Here is a 15,764-nt window from a genome sequence, read left to right as displayed (position 1 = left end):
GGGTTTTTCAACAAACTGTAAATAATAACAAGCTCCGTAGTGGAGCTTGTTATTATTTTCTTAAATCACTAAGTATTTTAGTTTTATTTTTTGTTTTGTCATCTACAGATTTAACAATCTTTGCAGGGCTTCCAGCAACGACAACTCCAGAAGGTACATCACTTATAACCACAGAACCAGCAGCTACTACAGAGCCATTACCAATTTTAACACCTTCTAATATTACTGAATTAGCACCTATCATTACATCATCACCAATTTCACAAGGAGATTTGCTTGGTGGTTCTAATACACCAGCTACGACGGCACCAGCACCTAAGTGAACTCTTTTACCAATCTTTCCTCTAGCTCCAATAACAGCATTCATATCAACCATAGAGCCTTCACCGATTTCTGCACCTATATTAATAACGGCACCCATCATTATGACAGCATTTTTACCAATAACAACTTTATCTCTAATAATTGCACCAGGTTCAATTCTTGCATCGATAGCCAGCAAATCAAGCATAGGAATAGCTGAATTTCTTCTATCATTTTCTACTCTGAAATTTTTAATTCGATCTTTGTTATTCAATATAAGTTCAGATATTTTTTCAGATTCACCATATAGTACATAAAAATTATTAGAACTATATACTTCGATATTTTCAAAATTTACATCATCTAAATTACCATTAATATAAACCTTCACAGGAGTAGATTTCTTAGATTCTTTTATAAATCTTGCAATTTCATATGGATCAGTTAAATTATAATTCATATTATCATCCTTTCTTCTTGTGAATTTGAATTAAATAGATATTATTAATTATAATAGACAAAAAAGGTAATTTAAAGAGTAAATAGAAAAAATATGAAAAAACTTTACGAATCATTGTATGTTAATGTACAATGATTTAAAGGAGATGATTTAATGAAATTAAAGAAAGGATTAGTACAAATTTATACTGGTGACGGAAAAGGAAAGACAACAGCAGCAATAGGGCAAGGGATAAGAAGTGCAGGATATGGATTAAATGTTGTAATGGTCCAATTTTTAAAGGGAGGATATACAGGAGAACTTTCAACAATAGATAAAATTGATAATTTTAATATTTTTAGATTTGAAAAAGAAAGGGATTTCGTATGGAATTTATCAAAAGCTGAAATTGAGGAATTAAAAAAAGAAATTAGAACAGGATATGAATTTATTAAGAAAATAGTTGATGAAGGTTCTTGTGATGTTCTTATTATAGATGAGATAATGGGAGCTCATTATAATAAATTTATAAGTACTGATGAGATAATATATTTAATTAAGAATAAAAAGGAATCAATGGAAATTGTTTTAACAGGGAGAAATGTTCCAATGGAAGTTATTGATTTAGCAGATTTAGTGACTGAAATGAAGATGATTAAACATCCTTTTGAAAAAGGAATAGGTGCCAGAGAAGGTATAGAGTATTAAAAGATGGTATAAACATTGGGGGAGAATTTAATGAATTTAAACTTAAAAAATGTTCAAATTTCTGGGATAAGGAAATTTTATAATGAGGTAAAGAAAATAGATGGTGCTATATCGTTAACTTTAGGGCAACCGGATTTTCCAGTACCAAAGGTAGTAAAAGAGGCATTAATAAATGCTGTAAATGAAGATAAGACAGTGTATACAGAAAATGCTGGAATATTACCACTAAGAAAAGAAATAAGCCAATATTTAATGAAGAGAGGTATTGATTATTCAGCAGATGAGATATGTATTACTGTAGGAGGTAGTGAAGCTATTTTTACTATTTTGACAGCACTTATAAATGAAGGCGATAATGTGCTTATTCCAACTCCAGCATATCCGGCATATGAAAACATTGTTAATATATTAGGTGGAAATGTTGTAAGTTATGGTTTGAATGATGATTTTTCAATTAATATTGAAAATTTAAAAGCGCTTATTAAAGAAAATCAAATAAAGGTTCTAGTCTTATCACTTCCTTCTAATCCTTTAGGAACAATATTAACAAAAGAGGAAAAAGATGAACTTATTAAAATTATTGCTAATAATAATATTTTTGTTGTTACTGATGAAATATATGAATCACTTATATATGAAGAATACTATAGTGTTGCTGAAGAAAAGGAAATATTAGATAAGGTGATATATATAAGTGGATTTTCTAAGATGTTTTCTATGACAGGGCTAAGAGTTGGATATTTTGCAGCTCAAAAGCAATTGATGGATGAAATAATGAAGGTACATCAATATAATGTATCTTGTGCAACATCTATATGTCAATGGGCCGCCTTAGAAGGTCTTAGAAATGGGTTAGATGATGTAGAGAATATGAGAAATGTCCTTAGAGAAAGAAAGGATTATGTAATTTCTGAACTCAGAAATATGGGACTTGAAGTAAATGAGCCTAAAGGTGCATTTTATGTATTCCCGTCTATTAAAAAATTTAATATGTCTTCAGAAGAGTTTTGTTTAAAGCTATTAAATGAAGAAAAGATTGCTTGTGTGCCAGGGAGTTCTTTTGGAATAGGTGGCGAAGGATATATTAGAATATCATATTGTTATTCAATGGAAGAGCTAAAAAAAGCTCTTTTGGGATTAAAAAAGTTCATTAACAAAATATGATAATAAGCGCTGCACAAATTCATTTGCAGCGCTTATTAATTAATTACCAGCAGGATTAAAATTATCGCTTGATACACCTTGTCTCTTTACTGATTTATGCTTTCTATTTGGATTGTGGTTTAAACCTTCTTCAGTTATTGGAGTCTGATAATTACATTTTTCCATACGGGCCTTTTTGTTATCAGGTTGGCTATCTTTTGTCATAATAAAACCTCCTATAAGTCTAATCAATTCCTTCAGAAAATAGTATAACCAATAAAGATACATTAATACTAAACTAGGTATTTATAAATTAAACATATACAATAAGAATATTAAATTAAAATTGTGTATTTTTAATAATATCTATAAGCCTAATACATCATCCATGTTATATAAGCCTGCTTTAGTTACATTAGCCATAAATGAACAAGCTTTTAAAGCACCGACGGCAAATACTTCTCTGGAAATTGCTTTGTGACTTAGTTCTATTACTTCACCAGATCCAGCAAAGATGATTTCATGGTCTCCAACAATTGAACCCCCTCTAACAGCGTGTATTCCTATTTCTGCTTTTTCACGTTTCTTTTCTCCATTTCTTCCATGAACATAGTAGGTATCATCAGAAATAGATTCCTTGATGGTGTCAGCCAGTAGTAGAGCAGTTCCACTTGGTGAGTCCACTTTTTGGTTATGGTGTTTTTCAATTATTTCTATATCATAATTTTGATATAGTAGAGGTGAAATTTTCCTTAGTAAAGAATTTATTAAATTAATACCTAATGACATATTGGCAGATTTAAAAATTGGAAGAGTTTTACTAGAATCTTCAATTAACTTTAAATCTTCATCAGTGTAACCAGTGGAACATAATACTAAAGGCTTTTTTGTACTAGTTGTTAAAGCTAGTAAGTCTTTTAAAGCATCAGCTCTAGAAAAATCAAGAAGAACATCGTAATGAATATTTACGTCTTCAGTATTTTTAAAAATTTTAAACTCAGATTCTTTAGGAAATTTATCAATTCCAGCAACTATTTTTAAAGATGGAAATTCGCTTATAACATTTTGTATTACATTTCCCATTTTTCCGGAACATCCACTTAATAAAATTTTAACCATTTAAAAACTCCATTCTATATTAAGCCGTAATTTTTTAAAGTACTGCATAATATTGTTTTATTTTTTTCGTCCATTTCATAAAGAGGCAATCTTAATTCTCCAACTTCTTTTCCCATCAAGTTAAGAGCAGTTTTTACTGGTATAGGATTTGTCTCCATAAATAAATCATTTGTTAGTTTGAGATATTTTAACTGCAAAGCTAAAGATTTGTTAATATCACCAGTTAAATATGACATTACCATTTCATGAACAGCTTTAGGAACTATATTTGCTAGTACAGATATAACTCCAATACCACCTAGTGCTAGAATTGCAGTAACTTGATCATCATTACCAGAATAAATATCTAATTTATCACCACATAAAGCTTTTATCTTTGCAATTTGGCTTATATTGCCACTGGCTTCTTTTACAGCTGTCATATTGGAAAGTTCAGATAATTCTAGTAAAGCTTCAGGTGTGATATTCATATTCGTTCTTGAAGGAACATTATAAAGGATTATTGGTGTGTTTACAGCATTGTTAATAGCTTCAAAGTGTTTAAATAATCCTTTTTTATTTGTTTTATTATAATAAGGAGTTATAACAAGAAGTCCATCTACACCAACAGATTCTGCAAACTTACTCATTTCAATTGAAGCAGCTGTATTATTTGAACCAGTTCCTGCAATTACAGGTATTCGTCTATTTACAGTATTTATAACAAATTGGATAGCATCTTTTCTTTCAGATTCACTCATTGTTGTAGCTTCACCGGTAGTACCACAAACTATTATTGCATCAGTACCTTCAGCAATCTGCCATTCAATTAGTTCTTTAAACTTAGGAAAGTCTATTCCATTTTCATTGAAAGGTGTTATTATAGCAACACCAGAACCTTTAAAAACTGTCATATTAACCTCCGTATAAAATAATTATTTAATTATTTCTTCTGCAATTTGTATTGCATTAAGAGCAGCACCTTTTCTTATGTTATCCCCTACAACCCATATATTTAATCCGTTATCAATGCTGAAATCTCGTCTTATTCTTCCAACATAAATTTCATCTTTTCCTGAAACTTGAAGTTGTGTAGGGTATTTAAGTTCTTTAGTATCATCATATACCACTATGCCTTTAGTTGATTCTAAAAGTTTAACTACATCGTCAAGTTCATATGGTTTTTCTAATTCTATATTTATGCTTTCGGCATGACAGTTTAGTACTGGAACTCTTACGGCAGTAGCTGTAATCCTTATGGAATCATCATGAAGAATCTTTTTAGTTTCGTTAATCATCTTTATTTCTTCTTTTGTATATCCATTATCTAAAAATACATCAATATGAGGAAGACAATTTTCTGCAATAGGGTAAGGGAATTTTTTAGGTTCTACTCCTTTTAATCCATCTTTTAAATCAGCAATACCTTGCATACCTGCACCAGATACCGCTTGATAAGTTGAATAAACGACTCTTTTAATACCGTAGGCATCTTTTAATGCTTTTAAAGGTAGCATAGCTTGAATAGTAGAACAATTTGGATTGGCAATTATACCATTGTTCCATTTAATGTCTTCCGGATTTACTTCAGGAACTACTAAAGGAACATCTTTAGCCATTCTCCATGCACTGGAATTATCAATTACTGTTGCACCATACCTTACAAAGATTGGTGCAAATTTTAAACTTGCATCTCTGCCAGCTGAAAATAATGCCAAATCTATTTTTTTATCTTTTATATTTTCTTCAGAAGTTTCATTTACTATATATTCTTTATCTCTGAACTTTAGATATTTTCCAGCTGAACGTTTTGAAGCAAAAAGATATAACTCATTTATTGGAAAATTTCTTTGTTCAAGAATTTCTAAAAATTTTCTTCCAACATTACCTGTTGCACCAACAACTGCTACATTATACATGTAAATTCCCCCTTAAATTTAAACGCTTATTAGCGTATTAATAATAAAAAATTAGAAGCTTTGAGCAAAATCACTCAAAGCTTCTAATTTTTTTATATTTTATATAAATATTTATTAGATTTCTTTAAATGATAGCTCTCCACAAAAATGTGACAGGAATACATATATTATATGAACCCCCAGTAAATAGCTGTAAAGCATAGGCTATTTACTTCGGCGATAAATCCTTTCCCATTAAATCATTGTGCTTAGCTCTTTAATAGTACTGATAAGTATCGCGCCTCTATCTTGCAATTATTTATTAGATTAGTTTGATTATATATGTTATTTATAAACAATGCAAGATTAAAATTGAAATAAATATATATAATACAATATATGTATAAAAATGTAATTTAATCTTTGAATATTTTATATTTTTATGGAGAAAATACATATATTACTTTGTAGGGGGAATAGTTATGAGCAAGACACCGCTAAAAAAAATTATAAAATCTAAAATTAAAACTAATAAAGAGCTTACAGCACAAGAACTTTTAAGAGAAAAAATCAAATATGAAATTGCTGACGAATTAGGATTAAAAGAAAAAGTTGATCAATATGGATGGGGAGGACTCACAGCTGAAGAAACAGGAAGAATAGGAGGTATTATGACCCGTAGAAAAAAAGAACTAAAAATTCCAACTAATGATGAGATACTAGGAAGAAAATAATGGATTGACTAATTAGTGGAATACATATATTATAATTCTTAGAAATTATAGATTAATGTAGAAGAAATATTTCTTCTACATTAATTTTTAAGTAGCTGTAAAATTTATAGCAAGGGGGAATAGTATGGCTTATGGAGAATTTGCTAAAATTTATGATGATTTAATCAATGAAGATATTAATTATGACAATATGATTAGCAGAATAATTGAAATATGCAATGAATATAATATTGAATACAAAGATTATCTTGATGTTGCTTGTGGTACTGGAAATGTTACTGTAAGACTAGCAAAGTATTTTAAAGATGTATATGCCGTAGATTTATCTGAAGATATGCTGAGAGAAGCTTTTAATAAATTTAAGGAAAATAGAATTAAAGGTAGGATAATTTGTCAAGATATGACTGAAATGCAGCTAAATAGGAAGTTCGATTTAATTACATCAGTTTTAGATTCTACAAATTATATTACTGACGAAGATGATTTGAAAAAATATTTCAGTTCTGTTAAAGAGCATTTAAAAGATGACGGGATTTTTATTTTTGATGTTAATTCATATTATAAGTTATCAGAAATATTAGGTAACAATATTTATACATATAGTGAAGAAGATGTTTTCTACATATGGGAAAATGTTTTTGAAGATGATATGGTTTCAATGTTTCTTACCTTCTTTGTAAAGCAAGGAGAACTTTATGAAAGATTTGAAGAGGAGCATTTTGAAAGAGCATATAGGGAAGAAGAGCTTGAAAGTGCTCTATCAAATTGTGGATTAGAGATAATAAATAAGTTTGATGGATATAGTAATAATAAGGTTCAAGCAAGTAGTGAAAGAATAGTATATGTAGTTAAAAAAATATAACTATATTAAATTTAGGAGGAAGTATAGATGGAAGATAAGATTATTAATGCGGTAGCTATGGATGGAACTGTTAGAATAATAGCAGGAACAACTACAAATTTAGTAGAAAAAGTAAGAGAAATTCATGAATGTACACCAGTAGCAGCTGCAGCACTTGGAAGAATGATTACTGCAGGAGCATTATTAGGTACTACTTTAAAATCTGATAAAGAAATTATGACATTAAGAATTAATGGTGGTGGAGAAGCAGAAGGAATTACTGTAACAGCTCATGAAAATGCTGTTGTTAAAGGATTTATTGGAAATCCTTATGGAGATAGACCATTAAACGAAAAAGGTAAGCTCGATGTAGGTGGATATGTAGGCAAAAATGGTAACCTTATAATCATAAAAGATTTAGGAATGAAAGATCCATATGTAGGCCAAGTTCCAATATTCTCAGGAGAAATTGCAGAAGATTTAGCATATTATTATACTGTATCAGAACAAACTCCATCAGCAGTATCTTTAGGTGTATTAGTAGATACTGATTATTCAATAAAGGTTGCAGGTGGATTAATAATTCAAATGCTACCAGGTGCTGAAGAACATATTGCAGATATAGTAACATTTAGATTGGAAGAAATTCCTACTTTAACTGAAATGTTAAGTGAAGGAAAGACTATAGAAGATATCTTAAACTATTTATTTGATGATATGGGATTAAAGATATTAAAAGAAACTAAGCCTGAATTTAAATGTAATTGTTCAAGAGAAAGAGTGGAAAAAGCATTAATATCAATTGGTGAAAAAGATTTAAAAGAGATATATGAAGAAGGTAAGGATGAAGAAATCAAATGCCACTTCTGTAATACTAAATATGTATTTACTAAGGAACAAATTGGAGAGTTATTAACTAAGATTAAATAATGAAAAAGGCTGCTATATTGTAGCCTTTTTCATTATTTTTTAAGAAAGATGTTTTAAGTATTTTATGCAACAAATGTTAGGGATATACGTACTATATTATAGATTATAAAACAAAGAGACTTCCTCTATCAGTAAGCTTTCCGCTTTTTAAGTAAATAGGTGTGATATTGTGATTATTAAGAAAATTTAACACTTCTTTGCCATAAGAATAATGATTTAAGTCTCCAAATAGTGCTAATTTATCGTGAGAAATCATTCCTCCAACACCACCTATAAATCCATATTCAAAACCTTCTAAGATAATATCTCCATAAGGCAATAAAAGAACATGAAAATCATCATTTGAAAGAGTCTTATATATTCCAGGATCATTAGTAATTAAAACTTTTTCTCGCAAGGGAAGAATGGAACACTTTGTATAGCCTTGCTTTACATTAATAATTTTTTTGTGAGTAATATATTTTTTAAAAGCATCATCAGAATACTTTAGGTTATGTATGAAATACTCCTTGCTATTTAGTGCGTTTATAGATATATTTTCAGGGTATTTATGGCCAAGGGTGCTAGAACTTTCAATATATTTTATATTATTTTCTTCCAGTTGTTTTTTAAACTCATCAGGCATATGCTTATTTATTAAGATTAATCTATTTTCTTTATGAAGAATATTTATTTGTATATCTACATGGCCATCAATTGCATTATACAAAGCTTTAGATTGAGGAATTTTAATTATTTTAAGCCCTAGCTTGTTTAAATTATTACATTCTTCATCTGTAGTTTTATAATCAACAAAACAAATCATTAAATTAACTCCTTTTATTTATAATATATATAAAATAAACAAAATTTATCTAAAAATCAATAAATTTAAACAGTTACTATTTATAAATGTTGAATATAGAAAACTTTTTAATACATACTATTATTAAGGAAGGAGTGAAATCCATGCTGGTAATGAAGTTAGTACACAATAATGACTTAGATTTTGTAAAAGAGTTACAAGAGTTACGACAGTTATTAAAAAAGAAGAATATAACAATGGGAATTGTTGAAAGCGGAGAGGGAAGCTCTAATATAATTAAGATAATATGTAATAATGAAAGTTATAATGATAGGATTAGAAACACTATTTATTTATATATAAGTAATATTTTGTATTCGGTAGTGGTTAAGGAATATAGAAAAAAAGAATTGTTTAATTATTTAATGGAAAACTATTTTTTCTTGAAGCAAAATGAGGTTATGGAAGTGGAAGAAAAAATAGTTAGGGTATTACAAAATGAAGAAAAAGTTACCGATGAAAAAATGTTTTATTGCATTAATAAGATAAATTGTATAATTGAAAAGATAAAGGAATGCTTAGAGGAAAATGAAGTTATAAATATTAAAGGTTTTATAACCTTTAGAATGAAAGAGCTTAGGGAAGATATTGAGTGTATCATTGATAAAATAGTTGAAGATTATATGATTGAAAAGGAATACAAAGAGTTTATAAAATTATTAAAATATTTTGTAGATATTCAGGAAAGTAAAATAGAAAAGATTGATATATATATACAAAGTGATGGGGGATATGTATTAAAAGATGGCCTTGATAATGATGTTTTTGAAGAGTTTGTCAAGGAAATATATGAATGTAAGATTGATACGGAAGCTAATGTAGAAGATATAATTATTAGTGGTCTTATTACAAATGCACCAAAAGAAGTAGTAATTCATAATAAAGACAAAGCCTTAAACTTAGAGTTTATTGATACTATTAAAAATGTATTCGGTGAGAGGGTAACTTTTTGTAATGGCTGTAGTAAGTGCTTGGCAAGTAAGTTGAAAATTTAAAAAATTAATAATTGACAACTAAAAGATAGCATGATAGAATTTAAAATGTTAAGAAGGAACTGCCGTTTCTCACCTTACGGCAAAGCTTAGTAAGGTAATACGTATGAAATTTGTATCTAGTAATATATTATTATGTCTAGATTTAGTTTGATAATAATGGATGGCAGTAATGTCATCCATTTATTATATAAAAATGCTTTTTTCATTGGTACATTTTATCGGAGGTGAACGATATCAGTAAAAATTTTACTTGTAACGAAAGTATAAAAGAAAAGGAAGTAAGAGTTATTGATGCAGAAGGTAATCAATTGGGAATACTTCAAACAAAAGAAGCTCAAAGAATGGCAGATGAGAGTGAATTAGATTTAGTTATGATCTCGCCAAATGCAAAACCACCAGTATGTAAAATAATGGATTTAGGTAAATATATTTATGAGCAAGCAAAAAAGGAAAAAGAAGCAAAAAAGAAGCAAAAAGTAACAGTAATTAAAGAAATCAGATGTGGAATCACAATTGAGGAAAATGATATTGCTATTAAAGCTAAAAATGCTAGAAAATTCCTAGTGGATGGGGATAAAGTTAAAATAACTATAAGATTTAAAGGTAGAGAAGCAGCATTATCTCATTTAGGTGTTAAAATACTTGATAATTTTGTTTCTAAACTTGAAGATGTTTGTGTAGTAGAAAAACCTGCTAAACAAGATGGAAGAAACATGACTATGGTTTTAGCCCCAAAAAAAGCATAATCTGAGAGGAGGATATTTATCATGCCAAAAATGAAAACTCACAAAGGTGCAGCAAAAAGATTTAGAAAAACAGGTACAGGAAAGTTAAAGAGAGCAAAGGCTTTCAAGAGCCACATCTTAACTAAGAAAAGCCTAAGAAAAGCGCTAAGAGAAAGAGAAACTTAAGAAAAGGTGCTTATGTTTCAACTACTCAAGAAAAAGCAATGAAGAAATTATTACCATACCTATAATTTAAGAAGGTTTAGGAGGACTAAAGAATGGCAAGAGTTAAAAGAGCGGTAAATTCACGTAAGAATCATAAAAAAGTATTAAAGCTTGCTAAAGGTTACTACGGTGGAAAGAGCAGATTATTCAAAACTGCTAACGAAACTGTAATAAGAGCTTTAAGAAATGCATATGTAGGAAGAAGATTAAAGAAGAGAGATTTCAGAAGATTATGGATAGCAAGAATAAATGCTGCTTCAAGAATGAATGGACTTTCTTATTCAAAATTCATGAATGGAATAAAATTAGCTGGTGTTGATATCAACAGAAAGATGTTATCTGAAATAGCTATAAATGATCCAAAATCATTTGCTGAATTAGTTGAATTAGCTAAGAAAAACTTAAATGCTTAATTAATACATAATGCGACTTATGTCGCATTTTTATTATATAAAAAAGTAGCATCTTTATTTATTAAGAGAGATGCTGCTTTTTTGTAATTAAAGTTTTCATTAGATAAATTAAAAAAATATACTTATACTTTTAGGAGGATAGTGTATAATAATTTGGTAAAGTATTATTTTGGTATTTAAAATTTTTGTTTAGCAGAGGTGTATATATGCAGTATAGGTTAAATAAAGGTTCTAAACTTAATCCAATGCAGATCCTTTCACTGGGATTTTTAGCAATAATACTGGTAGGTGGAATATTGCTATCATTACCTATTTCATCATCTACTGGAGAATATACTAGCTTTATTGATGCTGTATTTACTTCGACTTCAGCAGTATGTGTAACAGGACTAATAACTGTAGATACAGGAACTCATTGGAATTTGTTTGGTAAAACTGTAATTATGATATTGATTGAAATTGGTGGATTAGGATTTATGTCTTTTACTACTTTAATAGCAATTTTACTTGGTAAGAAGATAACCCTTAGAGAAAGATTGATTTTACAAAATGCAATGAATACCTTTAATATTCAAGGAGTAGTAAAAATGGTTAAATATATACTGTTATTCACCACTTCAATTCAATTAATTGGTGCACTTATATTTTGCACACAATTAATACCTGAATATGGATTAAGTAAAGGGTTATTTTATAGTATATTTCATTCTATTTCAGCATTTTGTAATGCAGGCTTTGATATTTTTGGTGGCGGGGTGAGTTTAACGACTCACAATACAAATACTGTGGTAATACTAACAGCAGCAGCACTTATAATTATAGGTGGATTAGGTTTTAGTGTATGGACAGAACTATATAATGTAAGAAGGATAAGAAGGTTTTCAGTACATACAAAAATAGTTCTACTGGTTACTGGATTCCTGGTAATAGGAGGCACTGTTTTAATGCTTTTATTTGAATATAATAATCCTGAAACCTTAGCATATATGGATGGTGGAGAAAAGGTTTTAAATTCTTTCTTTTCAGCTGTAACACCTAGAACAGCAGGATTTAATAGTATATCTACATCTGGCATGACTGGTGCTGGTAAGTTTTTAACAATGATTTTGATGATAATTGGAGGTTCACCTGGATCAACTGCTGGTGGAATAAAAACAACAACTGTAGGTGTATTAATATTAACAGTAATTTGTGTTATAAAAAGAAGAGAAGATACAGAGGTTTTTTCAAAGAAAATATCAAAAGATCTTGTTTATAAAGCATTTACCTTATTCTTTATAGGCTCAGGTCTTGTTATAGTGGTAAGTTTAATATTATCATTTACTGAAGCGGGGGCATCTTTTACAGCTATTTTATATGAAACTGTTTCTGCTTTTGGTACAGCAGGTTTGACTATTGGTCTTACACCAAATTTAAGCATCATTGGAAAAGTGTTAATTATGATGATGATGTATATTGGAAGAGTAGGACCTTTAACTGTAGTATTATCATTGACTAAAGAAAAAGTTAGAAGTGGAATTAAATATCCAGAAGGAAAAATATTAATAGGTTAGGAGAAAGTAATAATGGCAAGTGGAAAACAATTTGTAGTTATAGGTCTTGGTAGATTTGGTCAATCTGTGGCAAAAACATTATATGATCTAGGCCATGATGTATTAGCTATAGATATAGATGAAGAAGCAGTAAGAGAAATTTCAGAAAATGTAACTCATGCTGTGCAGTTAGATGCAACAGATGAAACATCTATAAAAAGCTTAGGACTTAGAAATTTTGATGTTGCAGTAATTACTATTGGTTCAAATATACAAGCGAGCGTAATGATTACACTTTTAGTTAAAGAACTTGGAATTAAATACATTATAGCAAAGGGGCAAAGTGAACTTCATGCTAAGGTATTATACAAAATTGGTGCTGATAGAGTAGTGCTTCCAGAAAAAGATATGGGTATAAGAGTAGCTCATAATTTAGTGTCTTCCAGTATAGTGGATTATATAGAATTATCATCTGATTATAGCATTTTAGAAATTAAGCCACTAAAGGTATGGGACAATAAAACTTTAAATGAACTAAATTTAAGAAGTAAATATGGAATTAATGTTATTGCCATAAAAAAAGGTGAGGAAATTGATATAACACCAAGTGCAAATGCTGTTATAGAAAGTGAAGATGTTCTGGTAGTTATTGGACCAACAAATAACTTAGGTAATTTAGAAGAAATAATTGTTAAACAGAAGTAAGAGGTGCTGCACTTTGATAGTCATTGAAAGTAAAGAAAATTCTTTATTTAAGAATATTAAAAAGCTTAAAGAAAGAAAAAATAGATCTAAAGAAAAGAAATATATTATAGAAGGTTTTAGGTTGGTAGAAGAAGGGTTTAAAGCTGGTGCAGATATTGAATGCTTAGTTATAGAAGAAGGAAATGAGCAGAAAGCAAATGAATTCTTAAAAGAATACTTAACAGTATCTAAAATTTATTTAATGAAAAAAAGTTTGTTTGGTCAGCTTATTGCTACAGAAAATACTCAAGGTGTATTAGCTGTTGTGAAGATGAATGATAGTACAGAAGAAATAAAAGGAGATTTTTATCTTTTATGTGATAAAGTTCAAGATCCAGGAAATTTGGGAACTATTATTAGAACTGCCCATGCAGCTGGTGCTTCAGGAATAATTTTAACAAAGGGTACAGTTGATATATATAATGATAAGACTATAAGGTCAACAATGGGATCAGTTTTTTATCTGCCAATTATATATGATAATGACCTTAGCTTCTTAAAGAAACTTAAAGAGGATGGTTTTAGCTTAGTTACTACATCACTTCAGGAATCAAAGGATTTCTTTCAAGAGGATTTAAGAGGTAAGGTAATATTAGGTGTTGGTAATGAAGGTAATGGCATCAGTGATGAGATATTTGCTATGGCAGATAAAAAGGTTAAGATACCTATGCCAGGTGGTGCAGAAAGTTTAAATGTGGCAGTGGCTTCATCAATAATACTTTTTGAGAAAGTTAGACAAGGAATGCTATAAAAGTATTTTTTAATAAATACTTGAAAAAAATAATCTTTATTTGTATAATAAGTTGAAAAGAATATGTAAATACTGTGAATGAGAGAGTAATTATAAGGAATATTTCAGGGAGAAAAAGTCTAAGACTGGAAGCTTTTTTAATAAAAATTATAATGAAGTTCGCTCAGGAGTACTAGTTGTGAAGTAATAGTAGTAACTAGCGGTTTAACCGTTATTTTAATTAAGAGGATATTGTACCATTTGTATAATATCAACTAGGGTGGTAACGCGGATATTCCGTCCCTTTTGGGATGAATATCCTTTTTTTTATTTACAAATTATTTTAGTTGCATAGCAATTAAATTAAAAGTATTTAATATTCGTAAGATACTGATTAAAAAAGAAGGGAGTAATATTATGGAAGAAAAATTAACCGCCATTAAAGAAGCAGCACTTAATGAAATAGCTTCAGTAGAAAATAGTGCAGCTTTAGAAGAAATTAGAGTTAAATATTTAGGAAAAAAAGGTGAACTTACTACTATATTAAGAGGAATGGGTTCTTTATCACCAGAAGAAAGACCAGTAGTTGGTAAGTTAGTTAATATAGCTAAAAATGAAGTTGAAACTAAACTTGAAGAAGTAGGAAGCAAAATAAAGGAAAAAGAAAAAAAAGCTAAACTAGCTAGTGAAGTTATCGATATAACTTTACCAGGAAAGAAACAAGTAATAGGAAAGAGACATCCATTAGATCAAACATTAGAAAGTATGAAGAACATCTTCATTTCTATGGGATTTACAATAGAAGAGGGGCCAGAAGTAGAATTAGATCATTACAATTTTGAGGCTTTAAACATTCCTAAAAACCATCCTGCAAGAAGTGAACAAGATACTTTATATATTAATGATAGTTTAGTTTTAAGAACTCAAACTTCACCAGTTCAAGTAAGAACAATGGAAAAGCAAAGCTTACCAATTAAAATGATCTCACCAGGTAAGGTTTATAGATCAGATGATGTTGATGCAACACATTCACCAATATTCTATCAAATGGAAGGATTAGTTGTAGATAAAGGAGTAACTTTTGCAGATCTTAAAGGTACCTTAGAATTATTTGCTAAGAAAATGTTTGGGGATAAAGTTAAGACTAAATTTAGACCTCACCACTTCCCATTCACTGAACCTTCAGCAGAAATGGATGCAACTTGTTTCGTTTGTGAAGGTAAGGGATGTAAAGTCTGTAAAAATAGTGGATGGATTGAAATTTTAGGATGCGGTATGGTTCACCCAGATGTACTTAGAAATTGTGGTATTGATCCAGAAATATATAGCGGATTTGCCTTTGGGTTCGGTGTAGATAGAATGGTTATGCTTAAGTATGGAATAGACGATATTAGATTATTATACGAAAGTGATATGAGATTCTTAAATCAATTCTAATAATTATAGTTATTGTAGGAGGTAA

Annotated in this window: 18 protein-coding genes, 1 pseudogene, 1 riboswitch and 1 other annotated feature; of the genes and pseudogenes, 13 read left to right on the top strand and 6 right to left on the bottom strand. The window is 29.3% G+C overall.

What is annotated here, in order from left to right; translation table 11 throughout:
* Positions 1-52: 52 nt before the first annotated feature.
* Complete coding sequence (gene dapD / locus BHW04_RS11335; protein WP_302699691.1) at positions 53-763, bottom strand: 2,3,4,5-tetrahydropyridine-2,6-dicarboxylate N-acetyltransferase; 711 nt, start codon at positions 761-763, stop codon at positions 53-55.
* A gap of 153 nt (positions 764-916) precedes the next feature.
* Between dapD and BHW04_RS11330 the strand changes: the two genes are divergently transcribed.
* Both BHW04_RS11330 and BHW04_RS11325 read left to right on the top strand, forming a co-directional pair.
* Positions 917-1,450 carry a cob(I)yrinic acid a,c-diamide adenosyltransferase gene (locus tag BHW04_RS11330; protein WP_022211162.1) on the top strand — a complete coding sequence of 178 codons (534 nt, stop codon included), beginning with the start codon at positions 917-919 and terminating at the stop codon, positions 1,448-1,450.
* A gap of 30 nt (positions 1,451-1,480) precedes the next feature.
* On the top strand, positions 1,481-2,614 hold the full coding sequence (locus tag BHW04_RS11325; protein WP_022211161.1) for a pyridoxal phosphate-dependent aminotransferase: 1,134 nt from the start codon (positions 1,481-1,483) through the stop codon (positions 2,612-2,614).
* 39 nt (positions 2,615-2,653) lie between these two features.
* Here BHW04_RS11325 and BHW04_RS11320 read toward each other — a convergent pair whose 3' ends face one another.
* The 4 genes from BHW04_RS11320 to BHW04_RS11305 form a co-directional block, all read right to left on the bottom strand.
* Entirely contained in the window at positions 2,654-2,818 is a 165-nt protein-coding gene (locus BHW04_RS11320) for a hypothetical protein (protein WP_022167862.1), read from the bottom strand.
* Positions 2,819-2,959: 141 nt separating this feature from the next.
* Positions 2,960-3,712, bottom strand: coding sequence for a 4-hydroxy-tetrahydrodipicolinate reductase (gene dapB, locus BHW04_RS11315; RefSeq protein WP_022211160.1), 753 nt, complete (start codon positions 3,710-3,712; stop codon positions 2,960-2,962).
* Positions 3,713-3,726: 14 nt separating this feature from the next.
* The gene (gene dapA / locus BHW04_RS11310; RefSeq protein ID WP_022211159.1) at positions 3,727-4,605 is read right to left on the bottom strand and encodes a 4-hydroxy-tetrahydrodipicolinate synthase; all 879 of its coding nucleotides are present in this window, start codon (positions 4,603-4,605) and stop codon (positions 3,727-3,729) included.
* 21 nt (positions 4,606-4,626) lie between these two features.
* The gene (locus BHW04_RS11305) at positions 4,627-5,610 is read right to left on the bottom strand and encodes an aspartate-semialdehyde dehydrogenase (RefSeq protein ID WP_022211158.1); all 984 of its coding nucleotides are present in this window, start codon (positions 5,608-5,610) and stop codon (positions 4,627-4,629) included.
* Positions 5,611-5,734: 124 nt separating this feature from the next.
* A riboswitch (Lysine riboswitch) is annotated at positions 5,735-5,904 on the bottom strand.
* Between the two features lie 167 nt (positions 5,905-6,071).
* Here BHW04_RS11305 and BHW04_RS11300 point away from each other — a divergent pair.
* From BHW04_RS11300 to hslO, 3 genes are all read left to right on the top strand, one after another.
* Positions 6,072-6,323 (top strand): small, acid-soluble spore protein, alpha/beta type, encoded by a 252-nt coding sequence (locus BHW04_RS11300; RefSeq protein ID WP_022211157.1) that lies wholly within the window; start codon positions 6,072-6,074, stop codon positions 6,321-6,323.
* Between the two features lie 124 nt (positions 6,324-6,447).
* On the top strand, positions 6,448-7,185 hold the full coding sequence (locus BHW04_RS11295) for a class I SAM-dependent DNA methyltransferase (RefSeq protein ID WP_022211156.1): 738 nt from the start codon (positions 6,448-6,450) through the stop codon (positions 7,183-7,185).
* Positions 7,186-7,212: 27 nt separating this feature from the next.
* On the top strand, positions 7,213-8,094 hold the full coding sequence (gene hslO / locus BHW04_RS11290) for an Hsp33 family molecular chaperone HslO (protein ID WP_022211155.1): 882 nt from the start codon (positions 7,213-7,215) through the stop codon (positions 8,092-8,094).
* A 103-nt stretch (positions 8,095-8,197) separates the two neighbouring features.
* On the opposite strand, the gene BHW04_RS11285 is transcribed toward hslO, so the two are convergent.
* On the bottom strand, positions 8,198-8,899 hold the full coding sequence (locus BHW04_RS11285; protein WP_022211154.1) for a DUF6873 family GME fold protein: 702 nt from the start codon (positions 8,897-8,899) through the stop codon (positions 8,198-8,200).
* Positions 8,900-9,042: 143 nt separating this feature from the next.
* Here BHW04_RS11285 and ytxC point away from each other — a divergent pair, with 143 nt between their 5' ends.
* From ytxC to pheS, 8 genes and pseudogenes are all read left to right on the top strand, one after another.
* Positions 9,043-9,933, top strand: a complete 891-nt coding sequence (gene ytxC, locus BHW04_RS11280; RefSeq protein ID WP_022211153.1) for a putative sporulation protein YtxC — start codon at positions 9,043-9,045, stop codon at positions 9,931-9,933.
* 224 nt (positions 9,934-10,157) lie between these two features.
* A complete protein-coding gene (gene infC / locus BHW04_RS11275; protein ID WP_022211152.1) occupies positions 10,158-10,679 on the top strand; it encodes a translation initiation factor IF-3 in 522 nt (173 codons plus the stop codon).
* A 21-nt stretch (positions 10,680-10,700) separates the two neighbouring features.
* Positions 10,701-10,909: pseudogene (gene rpmI / locus BHW04_RS11270) on the top strand (50S ribosomal protein L35).
* Positions 10,910-10,936: 27 nt separating this feature from the next.
* Complete coding sequence (gene rplT / locus BHW04_RS11265; RefSeq protein ID WP_022211150.1) at positions 10,937-11,296, top strand: 50S ribosomal protein L20; 360 nt, start codon at positions 10,937-10,939, stop codon at positions 11,294-11,296.
* Between the two features lie 206 nt (positions 11,297-11,502).
* A complete protein-coding gene (locus tag BHW04_RS11260; RefSeq protein WP_022211149.1) occupies positions 11,503-12,849 on the top strand; it encodes a TrkH family potassium uptake protein in 1,347 nt (448 codons plus the stop codon).
* A 12-nt stretch (positions 12,850-12,861) separates the two neighbouring features.
* Positions 12,862-13,533: a potassium channel family protein gene (locus tag BHW04_RS11255; RefSeq protein WP_302623400.1), complete on the top strand. Its 672-nt coding sequence runs from the start codon at positions 12,862-12,864 to the stop codon at positions 13,531-13,533.
* A 13-nt stretch (positions 13,534-13,546) separates the two neighbouring features.
* Positions 13,547-14,323, top strand: a complete 777-nt coding sequence (locus BHW04_RS11250; RefSeq protein WP_302699685.1) for a TrmH family RNA methyltransferase — start codon at positions 13,547-13,549, stop codon at positions 14,321-14,323.
* Between the two features lie 65 nt (positions 14,324-14,388).
* Positions 14,389-14,610: a binding site (T-box leader), on the top strand.
* 109 nt (positions 14,611-14,719) lie between these two features.
* Positions 14,720-15,739: a phenylalanine--tRNA ligase subunit alpha gene (gene pheS, locus BHW04_RS11245; RefSeq protein WP_022211146.1), complete on the top strand. Its 1,020-nt coding sequence runs from the start codon at positions 14,720-14,722 to the stop codon at positions 15,737-15,739.
* Positions 15,740-15,764: the final 25 nt, after the last annotated feature.

This window comes from Clostridium sp. 29_15 (assembly GCF_001916075.1).
Classification (GTDB): Bacteria; Bacillota; Clostridia; order Clostridiales; family Clostridiaceae; genus Clostridium; species Clostridium lentum.
This window is presented reverse-complemented; position numbering and strand designations above follow the sequence as displayed.

What these genes read in the sequence shown, in the direction of transcription:
- dapD (WP_302699691.1), bottom strand. Translation starts at nt 763, where the DNA reads ATGAATTATAATTTAACTGATCCATATGAAATTGCAAGATTTATAAAA.
- BHW04_RS11330 (WP_022211162.1), top strand. Translation starts at nt 917, where the DNA reads ATGAAATTAAAGAAAGGATTAGTACAAATTTATACTGGTGACGGAAAA.
- BHW04_RS11325 (WP_022211161.1), top strand. Translation starts at nt 1,481, where the DNA reads ATGAATTTAAACTTAAAAAATGTTCAAATTTCTGGGATAAGGAAATTT.
- BHW04_RS11320 (WP_022167862.1), bottom strand. Translation starts at nt 2,818, where the DNA reads ATGACAAAAGATAGCCAACCTGATAACAAAAAGGCCCGTATGGAAAAA.
- dapB (WP_022211160.1), bottom strand. Translation starts at nt 3,712, where the DNA reads ATGGTTAAAATTTTATTAAGTGGATGTTCCGGAAAAATGGGAAATGTA.
- dapA (WP_022211159.1), bottom strand. Translation starts at nt 4,605, where the DNA reads ATGACAGTTTTTAAAGGTTCTGGTGTTGCTATAATAACACCTTTCAAT.
- BHW04_RS11305 (WP_022211158.1), bottom strand. Translation starts at nt 5,610, where the DNA reads ATGTATAATGTAGCAGTTGTTGGTGCAACAGGTAATGTTGGAAGAAAA.
- BHW04_RS11300 (WP_022211157.1), top strand. Translation starts at nt 6,072, where the DNA reads ATGAGCAAGACACCGCTAAAAAAAATTATAAAATCTAAAATTAAAACT.
- BHW04_RS11295 (WP_022211156.1), top strand. Translation starts at nt 6,448, where the DNA reads ATGGCTTATGGAGAATTTGCTAAAATTTATGATGATTTAATCAATGAA.
- hslO (WP_022211155.1), top strand. Translation starts at nt 7,213, where the DNA reads ATGGAAGATAAGATTATTAATGCGGTAGCTATGGATGGAACTGTTAGA.
- BHW04_RS11285 (WP_022211154.1), bottom strand. Translation starts at nt 8,899, where the DNA reads ATGATTTGTTTTGTTGATTATAAAACTACAGATGAAGAATGTAATAAT.
- ytxC (WP_022211153.1), top strand. Translation starts at nt 9,043, where the DNA reads ATGCTGGTAATGAAGTTAGTACACAATAATGACTTAGATTTTGTAAAA.
- rplT (WP_022211150.1), top strand. Translation starts at nt 10,937, where the DNA reads ATGGCAAGAGTTAAAAGAGCGGTAAATTCACGTAAGAATCATAAAAAA.
- BHW04_RS11260 (WP_022211149.1), top strand. Translation starts at nt 11,503, where the DNA reads ATGCAGTATAGGTTAAATAAAGGTTCTAAACTTAATCCAATGCAGATC.
- BHW04_RS11255 (WP_302623400.1), top strand. Translation starts at nt 12,862, where the DNA reads ATGGCAAGTGGAAAACAATTTGTAGTTATAGGTCTTGGTAGATTTGGT.
- pheS (WP_022211146.1), top strand. Translation starts at nt 14,720, where the DNA reads ATGGAAGAAAAATTAACCGCCATTAAAGAAGCAGCACTTAATGAAATA.